Below are 25075 nucleotides of genomic sequence, written 5' to 3' on the forward strand. Positions count from 1 at the left end.
TCTCGGAGTCGTGCGCGACCCCGTCGATGTCGCGGTAGCCGACGTACTGGCCCCGGACGACGTCGGTGGGCTCGATCGGGAGCATCGAGCGGAACACCTTGTTCTTCTCCTCCGAGATCGCGAACGGCTCCAGGGCCGTGGGCGGCTCCATGGCGGTGAAGGCCATCACCTGGAAGAGGTGGGTGACGACCATGTCGCGGTAGGCGCCCGTCGACTCGTAGAAGTCCGCCCGCTGCGCGAGGCCGAGCTCCTCGGGCACGTCGATCTGGACGTGGTCGATGTTGTTGCGGTGCCAGATCGGCTCGAACAGACCGTTGGCGAAGCGGAAGGCCAGGATGTTCTGGGCCGCCTCCTTGCCCAGGAAGTGGTCGATGCGGAAGATCTGGTCCTCGTCGAAGACCTCGTGCAGCGAGCTGTTGAGCTTCTTGGCCGACTCCAGGTCGGTGCCGAAGGGCTTCTCCATCACGATGCGGCTGCGCTCGACCAGGCCGGCGTCCTTGAGCTGGTGCACGACCGGCAGCGCGGCCTTCGGCGGCACGCTGAGGTAGTGCAGCCGGCGGGGAGCCGCGTCGGCCGGGAAGTGTGACTCCGCCTCGGCGACCACCTCGGCGAGCCGAGCAGGGCCCCCGGCGCCCGCGGCCCAGTGCAGTCGCTTCGCGAACTCCTCCCAGCCCGGCGGGTCGGCCCCCTCACCGCCGTACTCCGCGATCGCCATCCGCGTGAAGTCGACGAAGGAGTCGCGGTCGTGGTCGTCCAACGACGTGCCGACGACCTGGACCTCGGTGAGCAGCCCCGACTGGAACAGGTGGAGCAGCCCGGGCAGCAGCTTGCGCTGCGCGAGGTCTCCGGTGGCACCGAAGAGGACGACGGTCGTGGGGGTCGGCATGCGCCCAGCATTCTCCGCCGCGCCCCGGATGCAAAGCGCGCGCACCGAACGGGCGGGTGGCGGGTGTCACCGCGGCGCAGGGGGGAGGTCCGGCCCCGTCGGGAACAAGACCCGGTGGCGCGCCGTTGGGACCAGTGTCTAGAGTTGAGCGAGCAGGACTCAACTTGTCTGACACGGCACCGGCAGCGAGATCGTCGGAGAGCCGCCGGGCCCACGGGGCCCGGCCCCCGAACCCCCACACGCAAGGAGCACCAACATGGCACGAGCGGTCGGCATCGACCTGGGCACGACGAACTCCGTCGTCGCCGTACTCGAAGGTGGCGAGCCCACCGTCATCGCGAACGCCGAGGGCGCGCGCACGACCCCGTCGGTCGTCGCCTTCGCCAAGTCCGGAGAGGTCCTCGTCGGTGAGGTCGCCAAGCGGCAGGCCGTCACCAACGTCGACCGCACGATCCGCTCCGTCAAGCGCCACATGGGCACGGACTGGAAGCAGAAGATCGACGACAAGGACTTCACGCCCCAGCAGATCAGCGCGTTCGTGCTGCAGAAGCTCAAGCGCGACGCGGAGGCCTACCTCGGCGAGACGGTGACCGACGCGGTCATCACCGTCCCGGCGTACTTCTCCGACGCGCAGCGCCAGGCCACCAAGGAGGCCGGCGAGATCGCGGGCCTCAACGTCAGCCGCATCGTCAACGAGCCCACCGCGGCCGCGCTGGCCTACGGCCTCGACAAGGGCGACGCCGACCAGACGATCCTCGTCTTCGACCTCGGCGGCGGCACCTTTGACGTCTCGCTGCTGGAGATCGGCGAGGGCGTCGTGGAGGTCAAGGCCACCAGCGGTGACAACCACCTCGGTGGCGACGACTGGGACCAGAAGGTCGTCGACTGGATGGTCAAGAAGTTCCAGGGCGGCAACGGCGTCGACCTGAGCAAGGACAAGATCGCGCTCCAGCGCCTCCAGGAGGCCGCGGAGAAGGCCAAGATCGAGCTGTCCTCCTCCAGCGAGACCACGATCCACCTGCCCTACATCACCCACGGCGAGTCCGGCCCGCTGCACTTCGAGGAGAAGCTCACCCGCAGCGAGTTCCAGAAGCTCACCGCCGACCTGCTCGAGCGCACCAAGACGCCGTTCCAGAACGTCCTCAAGGACGGTGGCGTCGACGTCAGCAAGATCGACCACGTGGTCCTCGTCGGCGGCTCCACCCGGATGCCGGCCGTCACCGACGTCGTCAAGAGCCTGCTCGGCGGCAAGGAGCCCAACAAGGGCGTCAACCCCGACGAGGTCGTCGCCATCGGCGCGGCCCTGCAGGCCGGCGTGCTCAAGGGCGAGGTCAAGGACGTGCTGCTCCTCGACGTCACGCCGCTGAGCCTCGGCATCGAGACCAAGGGCGGGGTGATGACCAAGCTCATCGAGCGCAACACCACCATCCCGACCAAGCGCTCGGAGATCTTCACCACCGCTGACGACAACCAGCCGTCGGTCGAGATCAAGGTCGCCCAGGGCGAGCGCCAGATGTGGGCGCAGAACCAGCCGCTCGGCAACTTCGAGCTGACCGGCCTGCCCCCGGCCCCGCGCAACGTGCCCAAGATCGAGGTCACCTTCGACATCGACGCCAACGGCATCGTGCACGTCTCGGCCAAGGACCAGGGCACCGGCAAGGAGCAGTCGATGACGATCTCCGGCGGCAGCGCGCTGTCGAAGGACGACATCGACCGGATGGTCCGCGACGCCGAGCAGTACGCCGAGGAGGACGCCAAGCGCCGCGAGGCGGTCGACGCCCGCAACCAGGCCGACTCGCTCGTCTACTCGACCGAGAAGTTCCTCGACGACAACGACGAGAAGCTGCCCGAGGACGTCAAGACCGAGGTGCGTGCCGACGTCGACGAGCTGAAGAAGCTGCTCGAGGACGAGGGCACCGACAAGGACGCCTTCAACGCGGCCATCGCCAAGCTCGGCGAGTCCAGCCAGAAGATGGGCGCGGCGATGTACGAGGCGTCGGCCCAGGAGCAGGGCGAGGGCGCACCCGCAGGCGAGCCCGGCGCTGCGGCTGACGGCGACGACGACGTCGTCGACGCCGAGATCGTCGACGACGAGCCCAAGCAGGAGGACAAGTGACCTCTTCCGACGACCGTCCGCTGGACGACGTCGGGACCCCGGCCGGGGAGCAGCCCGCTGCTCCCCGGCCCGGGGCCGGTCCTCCGGCCGACGACCCGACGACGGGCTCGCCCGCCGACTGGGCGGCCGACCCCGCCGCGGGGCCGGTGGCCGACGCCGAGGGGCTCGACCAGCCGGCGACCGGCGACCCCGTGGAGTCGCGCGACCCCAGCGAGGCCCAGCCTGGGGACCAGCCCGACGGGCCGTCCGGCGACCCGTCCGACCTGGCGGCCTCCGACGAGCTGGTGCTCGCGCAGACCGCCCTGGCCGAGCGCACCCTCGACCTGCAGCGCCTGCAGGCGGAGTTCCTCAACTACAAGCGACGCGTCGAGCGCGACCGCGACCTGGTCCGCGAGAACGCCGTCTTCACGGTGCTCAGCGGGCTGCTGCCCGTGCTCGACGACATCGACCGGGCGCGTGAGCACGGCGAGGTCGAGGGCGGCTTCAAGGCGGTGGCCGACTCGCTCGACCGCACCGTCAGCGGCCTGGGGCTGACCAAGTTCGGCGCCAAGGGCGACGAGTTCGACCCGACGCTGCACGAGGCGCTGATGCACGGTTCCAGCCCCGAGGTCGACACGACCCGGGTCGACGTGGTGGCCCAGGCGGGCTACCGCATCGGCGAGCGGGTGGTGCGCGCCGCCAAGGTGACGGTGCTCGGGCCCGAGGGCTGATCCACCGCACGACCCGCACGACCGCGACCGACGAGAGGAGGGGTGACCCGTGGCGAACCACGCCGACTGGGCGAGCAAGGACTTCTACCAGGTCCTGGGGGTGCCCAAGGACGCCGACCAGGCGACCGTGAAGAAGGCCTACCGCAAGCTGGCCCGGGAGAACCACCCCGATTCCAAGCCGGGCGACAAGGCCGCGGAGGACCGCTTCAAGCAGGTCGCGGAGGCCTACGACGTCGTCGGTGACGCCGAGCGCCGCAAGGAGTACGACGAGCTCCGCGCCGCCGTGGGCTCGGGCGGCTTCGGCGGCGGGTTCCCCGGGGGCTTCCCGGGCGGCTTCGGTGGCGGCCGCACCGGCGGCGCCGGTGGCCCCGGTGGTCAGGGCTTCGACGTCTCCGACCTCTTCGGCGACCTGTTCCGGCAGGGAGGCGGGGGCGGCGGCTTCGGTGGCGGCGCCCGGCAGACGAGCCGGGCCCGCCGCGGCAACGACGTCGAGACCGAGACGGCGATCGACTTCGCCGACGCCGTCGAGGGCACCACCATCACGATGCGGCTGCGCTCGGACGCCCCCTGCTCGACCTGCTCGGGCACCGGTGGCAAGCCCGGCACCCGGCCCCACGTCTGCGGCACCTGCGAGGGCGCCGGGGTCGTGGTCAACAGCGTCGGCGGGGCGTTCTCGATGAACGAGACCTGCCCCGAGTGCCACGGCCGCCAGCTCGTCTACGACGAGCCCTGCCCCACCTGTCTCGGCTCGGGCCGCGGCATGTCCGACCGCACCGTCTCCGCGCGCATCCCCGCCGGGGTCAAGGACGGCCAGAAGATCCGGCTCAAGGGCAAGGGCGCCGCGGGCGAGCAGGGCGGCCCAGCCGGCGACCTGCTGGTCGTGGTCAAGGTCCGTCCCCACCCGCTGTTCGGCCGCAAGGGCGACAACCTCACGCTCACCGCGCCCGTCGCCTTCGACGAGGCCGTGCTCGGTGCCGAGATCAAGGTGCCGACGCTGGGCGGGTCGCCGGTGACGCTCCGGCTGCCGCCGGGCACCCCCAACGGCCGGGTGTTCCGGGTCCGCGGCCGGGGGACGGCCCGCAAGGACGGCGCCCGGGGCGACCTGCTGGTCACCGTCGAGGTGGAGGTGCCCGGCGACCTCGACGAGGCCGGGCGCGCCGCCGTGGCGGCGTACCGCGAGGCCCGCGGTGGCCACGACCCCCGCGCCTCGCTCGAGCAGGGGAGGGCGTGACGTGCCCGCCCGCCCCCGTCGCACGCAGGTGCCCGGTCCGACCGTGCCCGTCTACGTCATCAGCGTCGCGGCCGAGCTGACCGGGCTGCACCCGCAGACGCTGCGGCAGTACGACCGCGCCGGCCTGGTCTCGCCGGGCCGCACCGGCGGCGGCGGCCGCCGCTACTCGCTGCGCGACATCGAGCTGCTCCGCGAGGTGGCCGAGCTGACCGCCTCGGGCATCGGCCTCGAGGGCGTACGCCGCATCCTCGAGCTCGAGCACCAGGTGGCGGCCCTGCGCGCCCGCAACGCCGAGCTGCGCGGCCAGGTCGGGGAGCTGCAGTCCGCGCTCCAGACCACCCTCGACACGCTGCGCGGGCACCGGCCCAACCTGCCGGCGCTGCGGCCCCCCGGCACCATCACGCCCTGGCGCTAGGGCCCCGTCGCGACGGGCTTGGGCGTCCCGGTGACCTGGCTGCCTACCAGTCGTTAACCTCGGCGACACACGACGTGCCCGCCGGGTCCGTCCGCAGCGGCGAGGAGTCCCCGGTGGAGATCGACTGGTTCTTCCAGCGGGCCGACTGGGTCCACGTGCTGACCGTCCCGGTGTTCACCGGCGTCATCGGCTTCCTGATCAACTGGTCGGGTCTGTGGATGCTGTTCTCGCCCGTGGCCTTCCGCGGGATCACCGTGCCCGGCATGCGACAGCTCTCCCGGGTGCTGCCCCGCAAGGTGCAGGAGGTCCCCGGGATCCTGCAGGGCGGGGTGGGCTGGCAGGGGATCGTGCCGGCGCGCGCGGCCAAGATGGGCAGCATCGCCGTGGACAAGGCGATCGCCAAGCTGGGCACGCCCGCGGAGTTCTACCAGCAGCTCGAGCCCGACCAGATCGCCGAGCACATCGTCACCGTCTTCGAGCCCGACCTGCCGCAGATGATCGACCAGATCATGCGACGCGAGCACCCCGCGCTGTGGCGCGACCTGCCCCGCCCGGCGCGCGAGGCCGTCGTACGCCGCGTCCAGGCGCAGCTGCCCGGCGTGGTGCACACCGTGACCGACGAGATCGGCGAGCACATCGACCAGCTGCTCGACCCCAAGATCATGGTGATCAACCACTTCCAGCGGAACCCCGCGCTGGTGGTCCGCATCTTCCGCGACTTCGGCCAGCGCGAGCTCAACCTGATGGTGGCCTTCGGGTTCGTCTTCGGCTTCGCGCTCGGGGTGCCGGTCGCGGTGCTCGACCACTGGTTCGCGCAGTGGTGGCTGCTGCCCGTCCTCGGCGTCCTGGTCGGCTGGATCACCAACGCGCTCGGGATGTGGCTGATCTTCGAGCCGCCGGAGCCCCGTCGGATCCTCGGCATCAAGGTGCACGGGCTGTTCCTGCGCCGCCAGGACCAGGCGGCCGAGGTGTACGCCCGGATCATCGCCGACGACGTCATCACCCTGGAGAACATCGGCGACTTCCTCCTCGACGGCCCCCGCGGCGACCGGACCCGGCAGATGCTCGCCTCCGCGATGCGGCCCGCGATCGACAACGCCGCCGGCCCGGTCCGCGGGGCGGTGCGCGTCGCGGTCGGTCCCCGGCAGTTCGACAACATCCGTGACGCGATGGCGCTGGAGGCCGTGGACCGCACGATCAAGCCGTTCAAGGACCCGGAGTTCAGCCGTCGCCAGGCCGACAAGATCAACGCGCTGATCGCGCAGCGCACCAAGGAGCTGCCGCCTCGGGACTTCGTGGAGATGATGCGCTCGGCGATCAAGGAGGACGAGTGGATGCTGTACGCCCACGGAGCGATCATGGGGTTCGCCGGTGGCCTGCTCCACCTCGCGCTGTTCGGGGTCGGGGGGCCGAAGTGAGCACCTCGATGGGCGGCCCCCGCGACCCGCGCCGCGGCTCGCGGCAGCCGGTGCTGCGCGAAGCGACCGAGGCGCTGCCCGGGGTGGCCCGGATCGCGGCCACGGCGGCCGCGCGCTCGACCGTGTGGTCGATCGGCGCCGGGCTGCGCTCGGGTCGGCTGCTGGTGCGGGCGGTCACCGACCCCGACACCGCCGGCGAGCTGGTGCAGGGCGTGGCCCACGACGTCGCCGAGGCCTCGCGCACGGTCAGCGACGTCGCCCGGGCGGTGTCCTCCGGCGTGCCGGTGACCAAGGCGCTGCGTGACGCCACCGCCTCGCTGGCCGAGGTGGTGATGGCCGACATCACCCCGCAGGAGCGCGAGCCCGAGCGGGAGCGGACGCTGCGCGAGCGGGGCGAGGACCTGCTCGAGCGGTCGCGCGACGTGTGGGGCAGCGAGGAGGTGCACCCGGCGTACGGCCGGATCCTGGAGGAGCTCGCTCCCGACGAGGCGCGCATCCTGCTGCTGCTCCTGCGCGGCGGTCCCCAGCCCTCCGTCGACGTCCGCACCGGCGGCCCGGTCGGCATGGTGAGCAGCGCGCTGGTGGCGCCCGGGATGTCGATGATCGGCGCCCGGGCGGGGGCCCGCTACCCCGACGAGGTGCCGGCGTACCTCAACAACCTGTTCCGGCTCGGCCTGATCTGGTTCAGCCGCGAGCAGCTCGAGGACCCGATGGAGTACCAGGTCGTCGAGGCGCAGCCCGACGTGCTGGCCGCGATGCACTCGGTGCGGTTCCCCAAGGTGGTGCGCCGCAGCATCCACCTGACCCCCTTCGGCACCGGGTTCTGCACCGCCTGCCTCGTCGACCCCACCGAGCAGGCCTCGCTGCCGACCCACGGGATCCCGCAGGACTGAGCCGGGTCGAAAGACCCTGGACAGGGCGCCACGACGACCCTCAAAGTTGAGGGGAACAGACTCAACTCTGGTGTCGTTGCACCGGTGTCGCCCCACCGGCACGGGTGGGGCCCGGACCTGTGAGGGAGAACCAAGTGGACGCGTCGAAGCTGACCTCGCGGAGCGTGGAGGTCGTCAACGCCGCCGGCACGCTGGCGGTCACCGAGGGGCACCCGCAGATCGAGCCGACCCACCTCGCCGCCGCGCTGCTGCGGCAGGACAAGGGGATCGTGCCCTCGCTGCTGGGCAAGGCGGGCGTGGACGCCGTGGCCGTCGGTCGCGCCGTCGACCAGGCGCTGGCCGGGCTGCCGCGCGCCTCCGGGTCGACGGTGTCGAACCCCGCGCCCTCGGCCGGACTGACGCGCGTGCTCGCCAAGGCGCTGGAGCTGAGCACCGGCATGGGCGACGACTACGTCGCCACCGAGCACCTGCTGCTCGCCCTGGTCGTCGTCGACACCCCCGTGCGCGGCGTGCTGCAGGGCGCGGGCGTGACCGAGGACGGGCTGCGCACGGCGATCACCGCGGTGCGCGGCGGCCGGCGGGTCACGAGCCCGGAGGCCGAGGCGACGTACGAGGCGCTGGAGAAGTACGCCGTGGACCTCACCGCCCGCGCGGAGGAGGGCCGGCTCGACCCGGTGATCGGCCGCGACGCCGAGATCCGTCGCGTCGTGCAGGTGCTGTCGCGACGCACGAAGAACAACCCGGTGCTCATCGGCGAGCCCGGCGTCGGCAAGACCGCCGTCGTCGAGGGGCTGGCCCAGCGCGTGGTCGCGGGCGACGTGCCCGACTCGCTCAAGGGCCGCCGGGTGCTCTCGCTCGACCTGGCCGCGATGGTGGCCGGCGCGAAGTACCGCGGCGAGTTCGAGGAGCGCCTCAAGGCGGTGCTCGAGGAGATCAAGTCCTCCGACGGCCAGGTGATCACCTTCATCGACGAGCTGCACACCGTGGTCGGGGCGGGCGCGAGCGGTGACTCCGCCATGGACGCCGGCAACATGCTCAAGCCGATGCTGGCCCGCGGCGAGCTGCGGCTGATCGGCGCGACGACGCTCGACGAGTACCGCGAGCGGATCGAGAAGGACCCCGCCCTCGAGCGCCGCTTCCAGCAGGTGTTCGTGGGCGAGCCCAGCGTCGAGGACACCGTGGCGATCCTGCGCGGGCTGCAGGAGAAGTACGAGGCGCACCACGGCGTCAAGATCACCGACGCCGCGCTCGTGGCGGCCGCGGTGCTCTCGGACCGCTACATCAGCGGCCGGCAGCTGCCCGACAAGGCGATCGACCTCGTCGACGAGTCGGCCTCGCGGCTGCGGATGGAGATCGAGAGCTCGCCCGTCGAGATCGACCAGCTCCGCCGTGCCGTCGACCGGATGCGGATGGAGGAGCTCGCGCTCGACCGCGAGACCGACGACGCCTCCCGCGACCGGCTGGAGCGGCTGCGCGCCGACCTCGCCGACCGCCAGGAGGAGCTGCGCGGGCTGGAGACCCGCTGGGAGGCCGAGAAGGCGGCGCTGGAGGGCTCCGGCGAGCTGCGCAAGCAGATCGACGAGCTCCGCGTCGAGGCCGAGCGGCTGCAGCGTGCCGGTGACCTGGGGGCGGCCTCGGAGGTCCTCTACGGCCGGATCCCGGTGCTGGAGAAGCAGATCGAGGAGGCCGACCGTGCCGAGGTGCCGGCCGGTGAGCGGATGGTCAACGAGGAGGTCGGGCCGCAGGAGGTGGCCGACGTCGTCGAGGCCTGGACCGGCATCCCGACCGGACGGCTGCTCGAGGGCGAGACCGCCAAGCTGCTGCGGATGGAGGACATCGTCGGCGAGCGGCTGGTCGGCCAGCGCGCCGCGGTGACGGCCGTGTCCGACGCCGTACGACGCAGCCGGGCCGGCATCGCCGACCCCGACCGCCCCACCGGGTCCTTCCTGTTCCTCGGCCCCACCGGCGTCGGCAAGACCGAGCTGGCCAAGTCGCTCGCGGACTTCCTCTTCGACGACGAGCGCGCGATCGTGCGCATCGACATGAGCGAGTACTCCGAGAAGCACTCGGTCTCGCGGCTGGTCGGCGCCCCTCCGGGCTACGTCGGCTACGACGAGGGCGGCCAGCTGACCGAGGCGGTGCGCCGTCGGCCCTACTCCGTGGTGCTGCTCGACGAGGTCGAGAAGGCCCACCCGGAGGTCTTCGACATCCTGCTGCAGGTGCTCGACGACGGCCGGCTCACCGACGGTCAGGGCCGCACGGTCGACTTCCGCAACACGCTGCTGATCCTGACCAGCAACCTCGGCTCGACCTACCTGGTGGACCCGACCCTGGAGGAGGAGAAGAAGCGCGACGCGGTGATGGCCGTGGTGCGGCAGGCCTTCAAGCCGGAGTTCCTCAACCGGCTCGACGAGGTCGTGCTGTTCGACGCGCTGGGCCGCGAGGAGCTGGCCCACATCGTCGACCTCCAGCTGAAGGCGTTCGACGCCCGGCTCGCGCCGCGTCGGATCACCGTCGGCGTCACCGAGGCGGCCCGGGCCTGGCTCACCGAGCACGGCTACGACCCGGCGTACGGCGCCCGGCCGCTGCGCCGGCTCGTCCAGACCGCCATCGGCGACCCGCTCGCCCGCCTGCTCATCAGCGGCGAGGTCGTCGACGGCCAGCACGTGGTGGTCGACACCGGCGACTCCGGCGACACCGACGGTCTGGCGCTCACGGTCGGCTGAGCGGCGGCGGGGTCGCGCGGCCGGCCCGTACGCCGCCGCGCGCCCCCGGCCGTACGCCGCCCAGCCGGTCGGCGGGTCAGGCCGCCCGGACGTGGCGGGCGGCGGCGGGGGTGCCGGGGGTGGGCCACCAGCGCCAGACGGCGGCCGACCAGGCGAGGGTCCAGGCCTGGCTGCAGACCCAGTAGACGAGCAGCGCGACGGGGACGACGCCGCCGGCGAGCAGCAGCCCGCCGGCGGAGACCAGCGGCATCACCCGCTGGGTCGTGCCCATCGCCTCGGCCAGCTCCGAGCGGGTGCCCTCGGGCGTCACCAGGGGCGGGGTGTTCTGCCGCACGAAGACCCGCTGGGTGACGTAGGACAGCAGCGCGGCCGTGCCCGCGAGCCCGGCGACGACGGCCAGGTGGCCGGCGCCCTCGCCGAGGTAGCCCGTCGAGGCGAGCGACACCCCGGCCAGCGTCGCGTCCCGGAAGGAGGAGACGAGCGGGGCGTCCAGCAGCCCCGTCGGCACGCCGCCGGCGGCGTCGCGCACCACGTGGTAGAGCCCGATCCAGACCGGCACCTGCAGCAGCAGCGGCAGGCAGCCCATCCGGGACACGCCGTGCTCGGCGCCGATCCGGCGCCGCTCGGCCATCTGCTCGCGCAGGCTGTCGGGGTCGGTGCGGCCCTTGAAGCGCTGGGCCAGCTCCTGCAGGTGCGGGCGGGCCCGGGCGTTGGCGTGCGCGAGCCGGACGCCGTGGACGGCGAGCGGCAGCACGCACAGGCGCACCACCACCACGACCACGGCGAGGCAGAGGACCCACGTGGGTCCCGAGGTGGGGTCGGCGCCGAGGGCGCGGAGCCCGGCGTGGGCACCGGCCAGGACGGCGGCGACGGCGTGCGTGAACGGGTCGAGCAGGGACATGCGGGGGCTCCTCCGAGCGGTGGGGACGGGACCGGCGTCCTCGCACCCGGGAGGGGCGCGAGGGTCAGCCGACCCCGGGCGCGCGCGGGCGGCGGGGGTGGTGCACGGGGTCGTGCACCCGGCCGCGCGTCGTGGCCCAGCCGTCGTGGGCCGTGCTCGGCGTGACGCTCCCGGCGAGCCTCACCGGGAGGAGCGAGCCCCGGCCGGCCAGCAGGCCGCCGAGGGCGAGGGCCAGGGCGGCGACCGCCGCGGGGGCCAGCTCGGAGGGCGTCGGCACGGCCAGCGCGAGTAGCAGGGCGAGCGAGGTCAGCAGCGCGACGACCACGCCGGCGACCCGTCCTCCTCGTTGCTGCACGGTCCGAGCGTACGACGTCCGCGGCCGTCCGTCCGGCCGTGACCCGGACCCCCGGGGACGGGCGGACCGGCGACGACAGCCGCGCGCTTGGCAAGATGGCCCCATGGCCGACTCCAGCACGCCCGCCCGACCCCGCCAGGTCACGACCGCGGCGGGGCTGGTGATCGGCGGGTCGCTGTTCCTGCTGGTCTCCGTCTTCGACAGCATCACGCGGCTGCGCTCGGTGGACACCCGTGACACCGTCACCGAGGCGCTGTCCTCGCCGGCCGGGGAGGGGCTGGGCCTGAGTGTGTCCCAGGCCCTGGAGCTGATGCGGGTCGGCCTCACCGTGGCGGCCGTGTGCGCGGCGGTGGCGCTGGTCGCCGGCGTCTTCGTGCTCCAGAAGCACCGCGGGGCCCGGGTCGCGCTCACCGTCGCTGCCGTGCCGCTGCTGCTCACCGCGCCGCTGACCGGCGGCCTGCTGGGCGCGCTCGTGGTGGCGGCGACCGCGGTCATCTGGTCCGGCCCCGCGCGGGACTGGTACGCCGGCCGGCCGGTCCGCGAGTCGGCCTGGGGCGGCACCCCCGCGAAGCGTTCGGACGGGTCGTCGCGCACGCCCGGCTCGCAGGACGACCGCGACCGCTCCCGCTCGGTCGACCGCCCCGGCGCCACCGGCGTCGGCGGCCCGGGGAACGGGCCGGAGTCGGTCTCGGGGTCCGGCTCCGGGTCCGGGTCGGGTGACGGCACCGGCTCGACCGCCGTCGCGACACTGCCGCGGGTCGACCCCGACGGCGGCGGCACCAGCGGCGACCGGCCGCCGGCGACGCAGGGCTTCGGCGCCCCCCGCACCGAGCAGACCCCGCCCGCGTGGCTGCCCCAGGGCCAGGGCCGGGACGCGACCGGGACCACCCGCAAGGTGCCCGCCCCGCTGTCCATCGCCTGCCTGGTGACCTGGATCTTCTCCGGCATGATCGCGGCGCTGTACACCGTCGTCACCGTGGTCGTGATCGCCTCGCCGGACGCCGTCCTCGACCCGTTGCGCGACTCACCGCAGTGGCAGCAGGCCCTGCGCGACGCCCAGCTCACCGCCGCCGACGTGGAGTCGCTGCTGCTGCCCTCGATGGTGGTCGTGCTGGTGCTCTCGATCCTCTGGGCGATCGGCGCCTGCGTGCTCGCCTACCTCGTGCGACGGGGCCACAACTGGGCCCGCTGGACGTTGATCGTCAGCGCCGGCGCGACCTTCCTGCTCGCCATCGCCGCCTTCCCGGTCGGGCTGGTCGTCCAGCTCGCCGCCGCGGTCGTCATCGGGCTGCTGCTCCACGCCGAGACCCGTGACTGGTTCGCCCGGCGCGGCCAGGCGGGCCAGACGGGCCCGGCGGGTCCGCCGCCGCCCCCGCCGGGACAGGGGCGCCCGGGCCCCTGGTGAGCCTGGTGAGCCTGGTGAGCCTGGTGAGCCTGGTGAGCCTGGTGAGCCTGGTGAGCTCGGTGAGGTTGCCGGGCCCGGGCCTCAGGCCTGCAGCCGCCCGGCCCGCAGTCGCCGCAGCCCCTCGTCGATGACGTCGCGCTCCTTGCAGAACGCCCACCGCACCAGGTGCCGCCCCTCCGCCGACCCCTTCTCGTAGAACGCCTGCGAGGGGATCGCCACCACACCGGCGCGCTCGGGGAGGGCCAGGCAGAACGCGGTCGCGTCCTCCCAGCCGAGCGAGGAGACGTCGGTCGTCGTGAAGTAGGTGCCCTGCGGCACGTGCACCTCCAGGCCGAGGTCGGCCAGCCCGGCGCAGAGGTGGTCGCGCTTGGCCGCGAGGTCGTCGCGCAGCGCCCGGTGGAAGTCCTCCTCGTGGTCCAGCGCGTGCGCCACGGCGGGCTGGAACGGCGCCCCGGAGGAGTACGACAGCCAGTTCTTGGCCCCCTCGACGGCCGCGACCAGCGCGGCCGGTCCGGTGGCCCAGCCGATCTTCCAGCCGGTGAAGGAGAAGGTCTTGCCCGAGCTGGAGATCGACACCGTGCGCTCGGCCATGCCGGGCAGCGTGGCGATGGGCACGTGCCGGTGGTCGTCGAAGACCAGGTGCTCGTAGACCTCGTCGGTCACCACCAGCAGGTCGTGGCGACGGGCGACGTCGGCCACCGCCTCGAGCTCGGTCAGCGAGAGCACGTGCCCGGTCGGGTTGTGCGGGGTGTTGAGCAGCACGAGCTTGGTCCGCGGCGTGACGGCCGCCTCCAGCTCGGCCGCGTCGAGACGGTAGTCCGGCGCCCGCAGCGTCACCGGCCGTCGTACGCCGCCCGCGAACTGCACCATCGCGCGGTAGCTGTCGTAGTAGGGCTCGAGCACGACCACCTCGTCGCCCGGGTCGACCAGGCCCAGGACCGCCGCCGCGACCGCCTCGGTGGCGCCGGTGGTCACGACGACCTCCTCGGGCGCGAGCTCGATGCCGTAGTGACGCTGCTGGTGGCGCACGACCGCGGCGACGAGGTCGGGGGAGCCGTGGCCGGGCGGGTACTGGTTGCGGCCGGCGCGCATCGCGTCGTACGCCACCTCGACGGCGGCCGCGGGGCCCGAGGCGTCCGGGAACCCCTGGCCCAGGTTGACCGAGCCGGTGCGCACGGCCAGCGCCGACATCTCGGCGAAGATCGTGGAGCCGACCCCGTCGAGGCGGCGGGCGGTCCGAGCCGAGAGCGAGGTCCGGAGGGGCGTCGAGGGCGGCGTCGGCGGCGGGGTGGGAGGCGGCGTCACCCGTCCGAACCTAGCCCGGTCCCGGACCGGTTCGCGGGATCGGGCGGGACGGGCTGGGCCGAGCCGTCATGATGGCCGCATGTCGAAGGCCTCCCGGCGCACCTCCGAGCCCACCCCCGCGGGTCGTCGGGCCGGTCGGCCCAGCCTCGTGCGCCGCGTCACCACCTGGCTCGGCGTCGCGATGATGCTGGCCGGGGTGGTCCTGCTCGGCTACGTCGGCTGGCAGTTCTGGGGCACCAACTGGACCTCCCAGCGGGCGCAGAAGGAGGTCACCTCGACCCTGCGCACGCAGTGGGAGGGCGGCGGAGAGAAGCTGCGGCCGGCGTACGTGCCGAAGGGGCGGGCCTCGGCGCTGATCCGGATCCCCAAGTTCGGCGACGACTACGTGGTGCCCGTGCTCGAGGGCACCAGCGACGCCGTCCTGGCCAAGGGCTTCGGTCACTTCGACGACACCGCCGACCCGGGCGAGAAGGGCAACTACGCCCTCGCCGCCCACCGGGTGACCCACGGCGAGCCGCTGCGCCGGATGCCCGAGCTGCGGCCCGGCGACCGCGTCGTGGTGGAGACCGTCGAGGCGACCTACACCTACCGTCTCGACACCGACCCGCGGGCGCTGGTGATCCCCTTCACCGGCGTCTGGGTCCTCGACGAGGTGCCCAAGAACCCCGAGGCCGGCGGGGCCCAGCCGAAGCAGCAGAAGGGCCAGCGGCTGATCACGCTGACCACCTGCTCGGAGCTGTTCCACACCGACGACCGGATGATCTCCTTCGGTCACCTCGTCAAGACCGAGCCCAAGACCGGCCTGTAATCTCTGGCCCCATGCCCGTCGCCTCCCCGGACCCCGACCTCGCCCGCGACGTCGACGCCGCCTGCCGACTGACGGGCGAGTTCACGCTCCGCTCCGGACAGGTCGCGACGGAGTACTTCGACAAGTACCTCTTCGAGGCCCAGCCCGCGCTGCTGGCCCGCGTCGTGGAGCAGATGCGTCCGCTGCTGCCCGAGGGCACCGAGCTGCTCGGCGGCCTCGAGCTCGGCGGCGTCCCGATCGCGACCGTGCTCTCCGCGCGCACCTCGCTCCCGGCGCTGTTCGTGCGCAAGGAGGCCAAGCGCTACGGCACCTGCAAGCTCGCCGAGGGGCCCGACGTGGCGGGGCGCCGCGTGACCCTGGTCGAGGACGTCATCACCACCGGCGGCGCCGTGCGCGACGCCACCCGTGCGCTGCGCGAGGCGGGCGCGATCGTCGAGACGGTCGTGTGCGCGATCGACCGCAGCCCCGAGGGCACCGACCCGCTGGCCGACGTCGGCCTCGAGGTGCGCCCGGTGCTGACCAAGGCTCAGCTCGACGCGGTCCACGGGTGAGCGCGCTCGGGCACGTGCTGCCCCTGGCCGCCAGCGGGTCCGAGGACCTCGGCGGGCTCGCGGGCTTCGCCGTCGACCTCATGGAGAAGCTCGGCGGCCCCGGCGCGGGGCTGGCCGTGGCGCTGGAGAACCTCTTCCCGCCCATCCCCAGCGAGATCATCCTGCCGTTCGCGGGCTTCGCCGCGAGCCGCGGCGACTTCACGCTGTGGGGCGCGATCTTCTGGACCACGCTCGGCTCGCTGGTCGGCGCCTGGGCGATGTACGGCATCGGCGCCGGCCTCGGCCGCCGCCGGATGTACGCCGTGTGGGAGCGCGTGCCGCTCGTCAAGACCGAGGACCTCGAGAAGACCGAGGCGTGGTTCGCCCGCCACGGCGGCAAGGCGGTGTTCTTCGGCCGCATGGTGCCGATCTTCCGCAGCCTGATCTCGGTGCCGGCCGGCCTGGAGCGGATGTCCTTCGCCCTGTTCACGCTCTACACGCTGCTCGGCAGCCTGGTCTGGAACAGCGTGTTCGTGATGGCGGGCTACCTGCTGGGCGAGCAGTGGGACACCGTCGGCCCCTACGTCGGCACCTTCCAGAACGTCGTGATCGCCCTCGTGGTCGCCGCCGTGGGCTTCTTCGTGGTGACCCGCGTGCGCAGCATCCGGGCCGAGAAGCGCGCGGGCGGCCCGGCGGCGTGACCGAGCCCCCGCCGTCCCGGGCGTCGCCGGACGAGCCGCGGGCGCCGTACGACCCGGTGCCGCACGGTCCCGTCGAGGTCGGCGTGGGGCCGTGGGAGGGCCCCTGGCCCGAGGGGCCGCAGTGGGACCCCGAGCTGCTGCGCGAGGGCGACCGGCGCAACGTCGTCGACCGCTACCGCTACTGGCGGCTGGAGGCGGTCGTCGCCGACCTCGACACCCGCCGCCACGACTTCCACGTGGCCATCGAGAACTGGCAGCACGACTTCAACATCGGCACCGTGGTCCGCACCGCCAACGCGTTCCTGGCCCGCGAGGTGCACGTCGTGGGCAACCGGCGCTGGAACCGGCGCGGCGCCATGGTCACCGACCGCTACCAGCACGTGCGCCACCATGCGGACGTGCCGGCCCTGGCGGCGTACCTCCACGAGCGCGGGGTGGCGTTGATGGGCGTGGACAACCTGCCCGGCTCGCGCCACCTCGAGACCTGGGAGGTGCCGCGCGAGGTCTGCTTCCTCTTCGGCCAGGAGGGTCCCGGGCTCTCCGGAGGCGCCCGGGAGGCCTGCGACGGCACCTTCTCGATCGCCCAGTTCGGCTCCACGCGCTCGATCAACGCCTCGGCCGCGGCCGCGGTGGCGATGCACGCCTGGGTGGTGCGGCACGCCGACCTCGACGCGGCCTGGCGGGGCTGACCCGTGCCCGCTCCCTGGACGTGGCTGCCGCGCCGGATCGAGGCGCTCGACCCCGAGACGGAGTACGACGAGGTGATGCGGCTGCTCGCCGAGCACCAGCTCACCCTGCCGATCGTCAACCTCACCCTGCTGGTCACCACCGCGCAGACGGCCGTGCCCCCGACCGCGGCGGCGACGCTGGTCGGCACCGGCAAGCTGCTGCACCGCGGTGAGCAGCGGTTCGCCGACGGGTCGGCCTACCTGCTGACGTGGTTCCGGCACGGCTCGTCGTCGGCGCAGACCCGGGCGTCGGTGGAGCGGCTCAACCGCTACCACCTCGGGCTGGCGCGGCAGTTCCCCGGCGCGTTCGGCGACAACGACGAGTACGTCTACACGCTGTGCGCGATCGGGACCTTCCTGCCGCGGATGCGCGAGACCCTCGGGCTGCCGCCGCAGTCGCCCGTGCTCGACGTCGCCTGGCACCACTTCCTGCGCGACCTCGGCGCGCTGTTCCGCGGCGAGCACGGGCCGGTGACCGGCCTGCCCGACGACCTCGCCGGGATGCGGCGCTTCGCCGAGGAGTTCGAGGCGCGGCCGTGGCCGGCCACCGACGAGGGCCACGAGCTGGCCCGCGGCATGGTCCAGCAGTACGCCGACCGCTTCTTCCCGCCGCCGATGCACTGGTTCGCCCGCACCCAGGCGCTGCTGCTGATGCCGCCGCGGGTGCGCGAGCTGCACCGCACGGGCGAGCCCGGCCCGGTGGCCGGCGCCGTCGTCAGGGTCCTGATGCGCTGGGTGGTCCGGGCGCAGGAGAGCTGGTGGCCGAGCCGACGACGGGCCTTCTCGGCGTACGTCGAGAGCCCGCGGGGCCGCGCCGCCCGACGTCGTCGCGAGGCCCGGATGGAGAAGGTCTACCGCCGGCGCCTGCGCCGCGGCGAGGTGGCCCCGCCGGTCCGCCTCCACGGCTGAGGGGGCTCAGCCCAGGAGCGCAGCGACCAGGGTCAGCAGGGCCATCAGCACCAGCGCCAGGGCCAGCCACGTCGCGGCGACGGCCAGGTGGTGCCACACGTCGCGGGCGGGTCCGCGGGCGGCGCCGCGGCCCACGACGAGCACCAGCACCGACAGCGCCAGCCCGATCACCGCGGCCAGCAGGTCGGGCTCGCCGACGAAGGGCAGCAGCGTCTCCAGCGAGCGGTAGATCGCGACGCCGAGGTTGGACAGGCCCGTCAGCAGCAGCGCCGCGGCGAGGACGAAGGCGACCAGCGCGCGGGACTCGCGCCCGAGGGGAGGCATGGCGGCGAGACTACGGCGTCGGACGGGTCCACTAGGGTGGAAAAACCAGTCGTCACCCGCTGCACTCACCTGCCGTCACCGCTGCCGAGGAGCCCGCCGATGCCCATCGCCACCCCCGAGAAGTACGCCGAGATGCTCGACACCGCGAAGTCGCAGGAGTTCGCCTTCCCGGCCATCAACGTCTCCTCGTCGCAGACCCTCAACGCCGCGCTGGCGGGGTTCGCCGATGCCGGGGCCGACGGCATCATCCAGATCTCGACCGGCGGCGCGGAGTACCTCTCCGGCCCGACCGTCAAGGACATGGTCACCGGCTCGGTCGCCTTCGCGGCGTACGCCCGTGAGGTGGCGAAGAAGTACCCCGTCAACATCGCGCTCCACACCGACCACTGCCCCCAGGACAAGCTCGACGGCTTCGTCCGGCCGCTGCTCGAGCTGAGCAAGGAGCGCGTCGGCCGCGGCGAGGACCCGCTGTTCCAGAGCCACATGTGGGACGGCTCCGCGGTCCCGCTCGAGGAGAACCTCCAGATCGCCCGAGAGCTCCACCAGGCCTGCCAGGACGCCCGCATCATCCTCGAGATCGAGGTCGGCGTCGTCGGCGGCGAGGAGGACGGCGTCGACAACGAGATCAACGACAAGCTCTACTCCACCCCCGAGGACGCCATCGCCACCGCGAAGGCGCTCGGCCACGGCGACCACGGCTACTTCATGACCGCGCTGACCTTCGGCAACGTGCACGGCGTCTACAAGCCCGGCAACGTCAAGCTGCGCCCCTCGGTCCTCAAGGACGCCCAGGACGCCGTGGTGCAGGAGTTCAGCCTCGACGCCGGCTCCAAGCCCTTCCACCTGGTCTTCCACGGCGGCTCCGGCTCGACGCCGGAGGAGATCGCCGAGGCGCTGTCCTACGGCGTGGTGAAGATGAACGTCGACACCGACACCCAGTACGCCTTCACCCGCCCCGTCGCCGGCCACATGCTCGCCAACTACGAGGGCGTGCTGAAGATCGACGGCGAGGTCGGCAACAAGAAGCAGTACGACCCCCGCGCCTGGGGCAAGGCCGCCGAGGCCGGCATGGCCGCCCGCGTCGTCGAGGCCTGCGAGCACCTCCGCGCCTCCGGTCGCTCCATCGGCTGACGGGGGCGGCCGCCGACGGGCGGCGGGGCGGCGCGGCGCGGCGGCGCGGCGTGGCGCGGCGTACCCCATGTAACGCGGAGTTATTGATTCTGAACAAGGGGCGTACGCCGCACTCGGGCACCACAGCGACGCGGTAGATGACTGATCGGTCGTCGACCGCACGGCGGCGTACGCCCGTCGTCCACAGGCGCCGCCGACCCCGGTTGAGCCCCGCGCTCGTGCGTCCGAGGGTGGGCGCATGCGTCCCGCACTCCGAGCCCTCGCCGCGCAGCAGGGCGGCGTCGTCAGCCGTCGTCAGTGCCTCGCGGTCGGCTACACCGAGGTCGAGCTGCGCGGGCTGACCGCCGTGCACGGGCCGTGGGTGACGGTGCGGCGCGGGGTGTACGCCGAGCGCGAGCTGTGGGAGGCCGCGACCGGGTACGACGAACGGGCTCGCCTCCACGACCGGGCCGTGCACCTGATGACCGAGACCGAGCACGTGATGAGCCACGACTCGGCGGCCCGCGCGCTGCGGCTACCACTGCTGCAGCCGCGGCACGAGCTGAGCCACCTGACGCGGCCCGGAGTCGGTGGCAGCCGCACCGAGCGCGGGGTCAAGCACCACCTGACCCGGGTGCCGCTCGGTGACACCGAGGTGGTCGACGACGTCGAGGTCACCGGGCTCGCCCGCACCGGTGTCGACGTGGCGCGGGAGCACGGGCTCGCCGCCGGCGTGGTCGCGCTCGACGCCGTGCTCGCCCGCGGAGCGTCCCGCCGTGCGCTCGAGCTCGAGACGACGGTGATGTGGTGCTGGCCCGGCGTCCGGACGGCGCGCGAGGCGGTCGCGCTGGCGGACGGTGGTGCCGAGTCGCCGGGGGAGAGCCTGACGAGGCTGCTGCTGGTCGAGCTCGGGCTGGGCCCGGTGGACACGCAGTTCCCGGTGAGCGTGGGCGGCCGCGTCTACTGGGTCGACCACCGGGTGGGGTGTCACCTGGTCGAGTTCGACGGGCAGCTCAAGGTCCGTGGGGTCGCCGACGGTGGCGTCGCGACGAGACCGGCCGAGGACGTCCTGTGGGACGAGCGGCGACGTCAGGTGGCGATCTGCGGCGAAGGACTCGGCATGTCGCGGGTCGAGTGGGCCGACCTGTTCGGCAGCCGGCGGGAGGCGACCGGCCGGCGCATCCTCGCCGAGCACGCCGTCACTCGGGAGCGGTTCGGCGACCGGCTTCCCGACCACCTGGCCGAGCGAGCCGCGCTGATCCGGCGTACGACACCGCGGCGCCGGAGTGCCTGACCTCCCATCTGGTGCGGTGCTGTCGTGCCCGAGTGCGTGGTGTGCCGCTTGTTCAGAATCAACAACTCCGCGTTACATGCGGTACGGCGCCCCGCCCCACCTTCAGCCGACGTTCAGGGGGAGCCGGGAGGATGGCGGCTCCCTGCCCCCTGGAGGTGCCCGATGCGTGTGCTCGTCGTGGACGACGAGGTGCGGCTGGCGCGCTCGCTCAAGGTGGGGCTGGTGGCGGAGGGGTTCGCGGTCGACGTCGCCCACGACGGGACCGACGGGCTGTGGCTGGCGCGCGAGCACCCGTATGACGCCATCGTGCTCGACCTGATGCTGCCGGGCATCAACGGCTACAAGGTCTGCGAGACGCTGCGCGCGGAGGAGAACTGGACGCCCGTGCTGATGCTGACGGCCAAGGACGGCGAGTGGGACCAGGTCGAGGGGCTCGACACCGGGGCCGACGACTACCTCACCAAGCCGTTCTCCTTCCCGGTCCTGGTCGCGCGGCTGCGCGCGGTGGCGCGGCGCGGCGCGCGCGAGCGGCCCACGCTGCTCGAGGCCGGCGACCTGCGGCTCGACCCGGCGGCGCGGCGGGCCTGGCGTGGTGAGGTCGAGCTCGACCTCACCACCCGGGAGTTCTCGCTGCTCGCCTTCCTGATGCGCCACCCCGGCGACGTCGTGTCCAAGCGGCAGATCCTGGACGCGGTGTGGGACGACAACTTCGAGGGCGACCCCAACATCGTCGAGGTCTACGTGCGGCACCTGCGCAACAAGCTCGACCGGCCGTTCGGCCGCGAGGCGATCGGCACGCTGCGGGGCGCGGGCTACCGGTTGGCGAGCGACGGTGGCTGAGCGCGGGCCCCGCGGGCTGGGCCGCGCCTCCGTCCGGGTCCGTACGACGCTCGCGGCCGTCCTCGTCGTCGCGGTCGCCCTCCTGGCCGGTGGCGTCGCCCTGGTGGTGCTCGTGCGCGGCGCGCTCGTCGACGGGCTGGAGTCGTCGGCCGAGCAGCGCGCGGACACCCTGGCCGCCCAGGTCGGCTCGACCGAGACGCCCGGGAGCGGCGCGGGCGACGACGAGGGCGAGGTCGACGACCTCGAGGACGAGGTGTGGCAGGTCCAGGACGGCGAGGGCCGCGTGGTCGGCTCCTCGCAGCCGCTGTCCCGGCCGCTGCCGGCGCGCGACGCCGACGCGGTGCGGCTGCCCGGCGGCGACGCGGCGTACCTCGTGGTGACCGAGAGCGCCGGCGACTACCGCGTCGTCGTGGCGGTCAGCCGCGAGGAGGTCGAGGACTCGGTCGCCGCGCTCGTGCCGCTGCTGCTGGTCGGGCTGCCGGCGCTGCTGCTGCTCGTGGGCGGCACCACCTGGGTGGTCGTGACCCGCGCGCTGCGTCCGGTGGAGCGGATCCGCCAGGAGGTCGAGCAGATCACCGGCGACCGGCTCGACCGACGGGTGCCCGAGCCGCCGTCGCGTGACGAGGTGCACCGGCTCGCGCACACCATGAACGGCATGCTCGCGCGGCTGCAGGCCGCCCAGGAGCGGCAGCGCCAGTTCGTCGGCGACGCCTCCCACGAGCTCCGCTCACCGCTCGCCGGCATCCGGCAGACCGCCGAGGTCGCGCGGGCCCACCCGGGCGCCATGCCCGAGGGCGAGCTCGCCGACGCGGTGCTGGAGGAGTCGGTGCGGATGCAGCGGCTCGTCGAGCAGCTGCTGCTGCTCACGCGGGCCGACGAGGCCGCCGTCGCGGCGCAGCGGCGCGAGGTCGACCTCGACGACCTGGTGCTCACCGAGGCCAGGCGCGTACGCCGCACCGGCCTCGACGTCGACGGCTCCGGCATCGCCACCGCCCGGGTCCGCGGCGACGAGACCGCGCTGGCGCAGGTGGTGCGCAACCTCGTCGACAACGCCGCCCGCCACGCCACCTCCCGCATCGGTCTCGGCGTGCGCGAGGACGCCGGCACCGCGGAGGTCGTCGTCGACGACGACGGCGGCGGCATCGCCCCGGCCGACCGCGACCGGGTCTTCGAGCGCTTCGTGCGGCTCGACGAGTCCCGCGCCCGCGACGACGGCGGCAGCGGCCTCGGGCTGAGCATCGTGCGCGAGATCGTGCGCGTGCACGGCGGGACGGTCGAGATCGGCACCTCGCCCTGGGGCGGCGCCCGGTTCACCGTGCGCCTCCCGGCCGCCACCTGACTGCCTGCGGGCGCTGCCTGAACGCACCTTCAGGCGCCTTCAGGGTGGGTTCAGCGACGGTGTCGCACGGTGTACCCGTCACCCCGACACCCCAGCGAGAGGAACTCCCATGAACACCCGCACCCTGCGCCGCAAGCGCGTCCTCGTCCCCGCCGTCGCCGTCGTGGCGCTCGGGGTGGGCGGCACCGTCTGGGCCGGCACCGCCAGCGCCGACCAGGTCGGCGGCAGCGAGCGGGACCGCGTCTCGGCCGCCGCGCTCCGCGTCGTCGGCGAGGGCCGCGTCACCAGCGTCGAGACCAGCGACGACCGCGGCGAGGCCTACGAGGTCGAGGTCACCCGCACCGACGGCACCGAGGTCGACGTCGCCCTCGACGACGCCCTCGCCGTGGTCGGCCGCGAGGACGACCGCACCGACGGCGACCGGGACGACCGGACCGACGACCGGAGCGACGACCGGGCCGGTGCCACCGACGACGACGGCACCACCGACCGGGACGACCGGGTGCTCGGCGCCTCCGAGCGCGACCGGGCCGCGGCGGCCGCGGAGAAGGCGGTCGGCGGCGGCACGGCGACCGACGTGGAGGCCAGCGACGACCGCGGCACGGCGTACGACGTGGAGGTCCGTGCGACCGACGGCACCGAGTGGGACGTCGACCTCGACGACGCCTTCGCCGTCGTGGACAAGCGCCAGGACCGCTGAGCCGCCGCGAGCGGACCCTCGAGGAGGCCCACCCACCCTGCGGGGCGGGTGGGCCTCCTCGCGCGTGGGAGCATCGAGCCATGACCCTTGGACGTGACCTGATGGCCGGACCCCCGCCCACCGAGCTGCCGCAGGACCCCGCGGCCACCGAGCTGGAGTCCGGCGCCCCGGCCGCCGAGGTCGTGCGCCGCCACCCCGAGTCGCCGCTGGCCTGGGCCACCCTGGCCGAGGCCGCGCTGGCCGACGGCGAGGTCGACGACGTGACGGCCTACGCCTACGCCCGCGTCGGCTACCACCGCAGCCTGGACTCCCTGCGCCGCAACGGCTGGAAGGGCCACGGCCCGGTGCCGTGGTCGCACGAGCCCAACCGCGGCTTCCTGCGGGCCCTGGCCGCGCTCACCACCGCCGCCGGCCGCATCGGCGAGGACCACGAGCAGCAGCGCTGCGCCGACTTCCTGCGCGACTCCAGCCCCGAGGCCGCCGACCAGCTCCTCTGAGCGGGCTCAGGCGGGCGGCACGACCATGGAGTACGCCGCCCGCTCCAGGTGCCACGACCGGCGCCGCTCGGGCCCGTTGATCTCGCCGTCGGCCGAGAGGTAGAAGTCCTCGCCGCTGATGGTCACCTGCGTGGCCCGGGCGGTGAGCACGTCGTCGCGCTCCTGGTGCTTGCCCAGCACCAGCTCGCCGACGTAGGCGAACCGCTCCAGCGGCCCGGTCGCCAGCGAGACCATCACGTCGAGCCGGCCGTCCTCGGGGTCGGCGTCGGGCGTCAGCTCGGTGCCGCCGCCGACGCTGGCGCCGTTGCCGATGGCGACCATGAGGGTCGGCCGGTCGACGTCGACGAGGATCTCGCCGTCGACCTCGATCCGCAGCCGGACGTACGGCGGCCGGAACGCCGCCAACGCCGCCCCGACCGGGTAGCCGAGGATGCCGATCCCGAACGGCCCCAGCCGCTTCTTCCACCGGGCACCGCGCCGGCTGGCCTGGGCGCTGGCGCCGGCGTGCACGTTGTTGACCACCACGCCGCCGAGCTCGTCGACGACGAGGTCCATCGGCCGGACCTCGCCGGTGAGCACCGTGCGCGCCGCCTCCTGGGGGTCCAGGGGGATGCCGAGCGAGCGGGCGAAGTCGTTGCCGGTGCCGAGCGGCAGCAGGCCGATCGTCCGCTTGCCGAGCTCGTGGCGCTTGTAGAGCGCCTTCACGACCGCGTGCAGGCTGCCGTCGCCGCCGGCCACCACCAGGCGGCGGCACCCCGCGCGGTGCAGCACCCCGTCGAGCTCGCCGGGGTTGGACGTGCGGGCGACCTCGACGTCGGCCTCGGCCCGCAGGACCTCGAGGGCCGCCTGCAGGGCGTCGCGCTCGCCACCGCCGGCCTCGGCGTTGGCGATCACGAGAAGGGGGTCCACGACCGAACCCTAGCCGTTGCCCGGT

The 25075-nt window shown here is 73.7% G+C and carries 24 protein-coding genes and 1 pseudogene; 19 read left to right on the forward strand and 6 right to left on the reverse strand.

The genetic code is table 11. The features are described 5' to 3' along the window. A pseudogene (locus ASG49_RS19310) lies at nt 1–886 on the reverse strand (glucose-6-phosphate dehydrogenase); the annotation flags it as partial. Nucleotides 887–1142: 256 nt separating this feature from the next. On the opposite strand from ASG49_RS19310, the gene dnaK reads away from it, so the two are divergent. The 7 genes from dnaK (at nt 1143) to clpB (ending at nt 10395) form a co-directional block, all read left to right on the forward strand. Then, on the forward strand, nt 1143–3002 hold the full coding sequence (gene dnaK / locus ASG49_RS09350; protein WP_056540650.1) for a molecular chaperone DnaK: 1860 nt from the start codon (nt 1143–1145) through the stop codon (nt 3000–3002). Beyond that, nucleotides 2999–3712 carry a nucleotide exchange factor GrpE gene (gene grpE, locus ASG49_RS09355; RefSeq protein ID WP_235562000.1) on the forward strand — a complete coding sequence of 238 codons (714 nt, stop codon included), beginning with the start codon at nt 2999–3001 and terminating at the stop codon, nt 3710–3712. The genes dnaK and grpE overlap by 4 nt, the downstream gene beginning before the upstream one ends. Before the next feature lie 49 nt (nt 3713–3761). Next, nucleotides 3762–4943: a molecular chaperone DnaJ gene (gene dnaJ, locus ASG49_RS09360; RefSeq protein WP_056540653.1), complete on the forward strand. Its 1182-nt coding sequence runs from the start codon at nt 3762–3764 to the stop codon at nt 4941–4943. Between the two features lies 1 nt (nt 4944). Next, nucleotides 4945–5358 (forward strand): heat shock protein transcriptional repressor HspR, encoded by a 414-nt coding sequence (locus ASG49_RS09365; protein ID WP_056540656.1) that lies wholly within the window; start codon nt 4945–4947, stop codon nt 5356–5358. 113 nt (nt 5359–5471) lie between these two features. Continuing rightward, nucleotides 5472–6776, forward strand: a complete 1305-nt coding sequence (locus ASG49_RS09370; protein ID WP_056541244.1) for a DUF445 domain-containing protein — start codon at nt 5472–5474, stop codon at nt 6774–6776. After that, entirely contained in the window at nt 6773–7669 is an 897-nt protein-coding gene (locus tag ASG49_RS19085) for an Abi-alpha family protein (RefSeq protein ID WP_235562001.1), read from the forward strand. The genes ASG49_RS09370 and ASG49_RS19085 overlap by 4 nt, the downstream gene beginning before the upstream one ends. A 134-nt stretch (nt 7670–7803) precedes the next feature. Beyond that, nucleotides 7804–10395 carry an ATP-dependent chaperone ClpB gene (clpB, locus tag ASG49_RS09380; protein WP_056540659.1) on the forward strand — a complete coding sequence of 864 codons (2592 nt, stop codon included), beginning with the start codon at nt 7804–7806 and terminating at the stop codon, nt 10393–10395. A 76-nt stretch (nt 10396–10471) separates the two neighbouring features. On the opposite strand, the gene yidC is transcribed toward clpB, so the two are convergent. Continuing rightward, nucleotides 10472–11296: a membrane protein insertase YidC gene (gene yidC, locus ASG49_RS09385; protein ID WP_056540662.1), complete on the reverse strand. Its 825-nt coding sequence runs from the start codon at nt 11294–11296 to the stop codon at nt 10472–10474. A gap of 64 nt (nt 11297–11360) precedes the next feature. Further along, the gene (locus tag ASG49_RS09390) at nt 11361–11651 is read right to left on the reverse strand and encodes a hypothetical protein (RefSeq protein ID WP_156384261.1); all 291 of its coding nucleotides are present in this window, start codon (nt 11649–11651) and stop codon (nt 11361–11363) included. Nucleotides 11652–11754: 103 nt separating this feature from the next. Here ASG49_RS09390 and ASG49_RS09395 point away from each other — a divergent pair, with 103 nt between their 5' ends. Beyond that, on the forward strand, nt 11755–13056 hold the full coding sequence (locus ASG49_RS09395; RefSeq protein WP_056540668.1) for a hypothetical protein: 1302 nt from the start codon (nt 11755–11757) through the stop codon (nt 13054–13056). Between the two features lie 81 nt (nt 13057–13137). Here ASG49_RS09395 and ASG49_RS09400 read toward each other — a convergent pair whose 3' ends face one another. Then, a complete protein-coding gene (locus ASG49_RS09400; protein WP_082533981.1) occupies nt 13138–14361 on the reverse strand; it encodes a pyridoxal phosphate-dependent aminotransferase in 1224 nt (407 codons plus the stop codon). 79 nt (nt 14362–14440) lie between these two features. Here ASG49_RS09400 and ASG49_RS09405 point away from each other — a divergent pair, with 79 nt between their 5' ends. From ASG49_RS09405 to ASG49_RS09425, 5 genes are read left to right on the forward strand one after another with little or no spacing between them, the layout of a single operon-like run. Continuing rightward, nucleotides 14441–15169 carry a class E sortase gene (locus ASG49_RS09405; protein WP_056540671.1) on the forward strand — a complete coding sequence of 243 codons (729 nt, stop codon included), beginning with the start codon at nt 14441–14443 and terminating at the stop codon, nt 15167–15169. An 11-nt stretch (nt 15170–15180) separates the two neighbouring features. Then, entirely contained in the window at nt 15181–15720 is a 540-nt protein-coding gene (gene pyrE, locus ASG49_RS09410; protein ID WP_056540674.1) for an orotate phosphoribosyltransferase, read from the forward strand. Then, the gene (locus ASG49_RS09415) at nt 15717–16400 is read left to right on the forward strand and encodes a DedA family protein (RefSeq protein ID WP_235562002.1); all 684 of its coding nucleotides are present in this window, start codon (nt 15717–15719) and stop codon (nt 16398–16400) included. Before pyrE ends, ASG49_RS09415 begins: the two co-directional genes overlap by 4 nt. A gap of 56 nt (nt 16401–16456) precedes the next feature. Continuing rightward, nucleotides 16457–17089: a TrmH family RNA methyltransferase gene (locus ASG49_RS09420; protein ID WP_056541256.1), complete on the forward strand. Its 633-nt coding sequence runs from the start codon at nt 16457–16459 to the stop codon at nt 17087–17089. A gap of 3 nt (nt 17090–17092) precedes the next feature. Continuing rightward, entirely contained in the window at nt 17093–18037 is a 945-nt protein-coding gene (locus ASG49_RS09425; RefSeq protein WP_056540677.1) for a hypothetical protein, read from the forward strand. A gap of 6 nt (nt 18038–18043) precedes the next feature. Here the strand turns inward: ASG49_RS09425 and ASG49_RS09430 are convergent, their stop codons facing one another. After that, nucleotides 18044–18361, reverse strand: coding sequence for a hypothetical protein (locus ASG49_RS09430; protein ID WP_056540680.1), 318 nt, complete (start codon nt 18359–18361; stop codon nt 18044–18046). Nucleotides 18362–18460: 99 nt separating this feature from the next. Between ASG49_RS09430 and fbaA the strand changes: the two genes are divergently transcribed. From fbaA to ASG49_RS09460, 6 genes are all read left to right on the forward strand, one after another. Continuing rightward, entirely contained in the window at nt 18461–19492 is a 1032-nt protein-coding gene (gene fbaA / locus ASG49_RS09435) for a class II fructose-bisphosphate aldolase (protein ID WP_056540683.1), read from the forward strand. Between the two features lie 238 nt (nt 19493–19730). After that, nucleotides 19731–20765: a hypothetical protein gene (locus tag ASG49_RS09440; protein WP_056540684.1), complete on the forward strand. Its 1035-nt coding sequence runs from the start codon at nt 19731–19733 to the stop codon at nt 20763–20765. Between the two features lie 162 nt (nt 20766–20927). Further along, nucleotides 20928–21605, forward strand: a complete 678-nt coding sequence (locus ASG49_RS09445; RefSeq protein ID WP_056540687.1) for a response regulator transcription factor — start codon at nt 20928–20930, stop codon at nt 21603–21605. Between the two features lie 520 nt (nt 21606–22125). Beyond that, entirely contained in the window at nt 22126–22944 is an 819-nt protein-coding gene (locus ASG49_RS19580; RefSeq protein ID WP_369814217.1) for a sensor histidine kinase, read from the forward strand. Between the two features lie 109 nt (nt 22945–23053). Next, nucleotides 23054–23644 (forward strand): PepSY domain-containing protein, encoded by a 591-nt coding sequence (locus ASG49_RS09455; RefSeq protein WP_056540690.1) that lies wholly within the window; start codon nt 23054–23056, stop codon nt 23642–23644. An 80-nt stretch (nt 23645–23724) separates the two neighbouring features. Further along, complete coding sequence (locus ASG49_RS09460) at nt 23725–24141, forward strand: DUF3151 domain-containing protein (protein WP_056540693.1); 417 nt, start codon at nt 23725–23727, stop codon at nt 24139–24141. A 6-nt stretch (nt 24142–24147) separates the two neighbouring features. On the opposite strand, the gene ASG49_RS09465 is transcribed toward ASG49_RS09460, so the two are convergent. After that, on the reverse strand, nt 24148–25050 hold the full coding sequence (locus ASG49_RS09465; RefSeq protein WP_235562003.1) for a diacylglycerol kinase family protein: 903 nt from the start codon (nt 25048–25050) through the stop codon (nt 24148–24150). Nucleotides 25051–25075 lie beyond the last annotated feature (25 nt).

The organism is Marmoricola sp. Leaf446 (assembly GCF_001424755.1).
Classification (GTDB): Bacteria; Actinomycetota; Actinomycetes; order Propionibacteriales; family Nocardioidaceae; genus Marmoricola.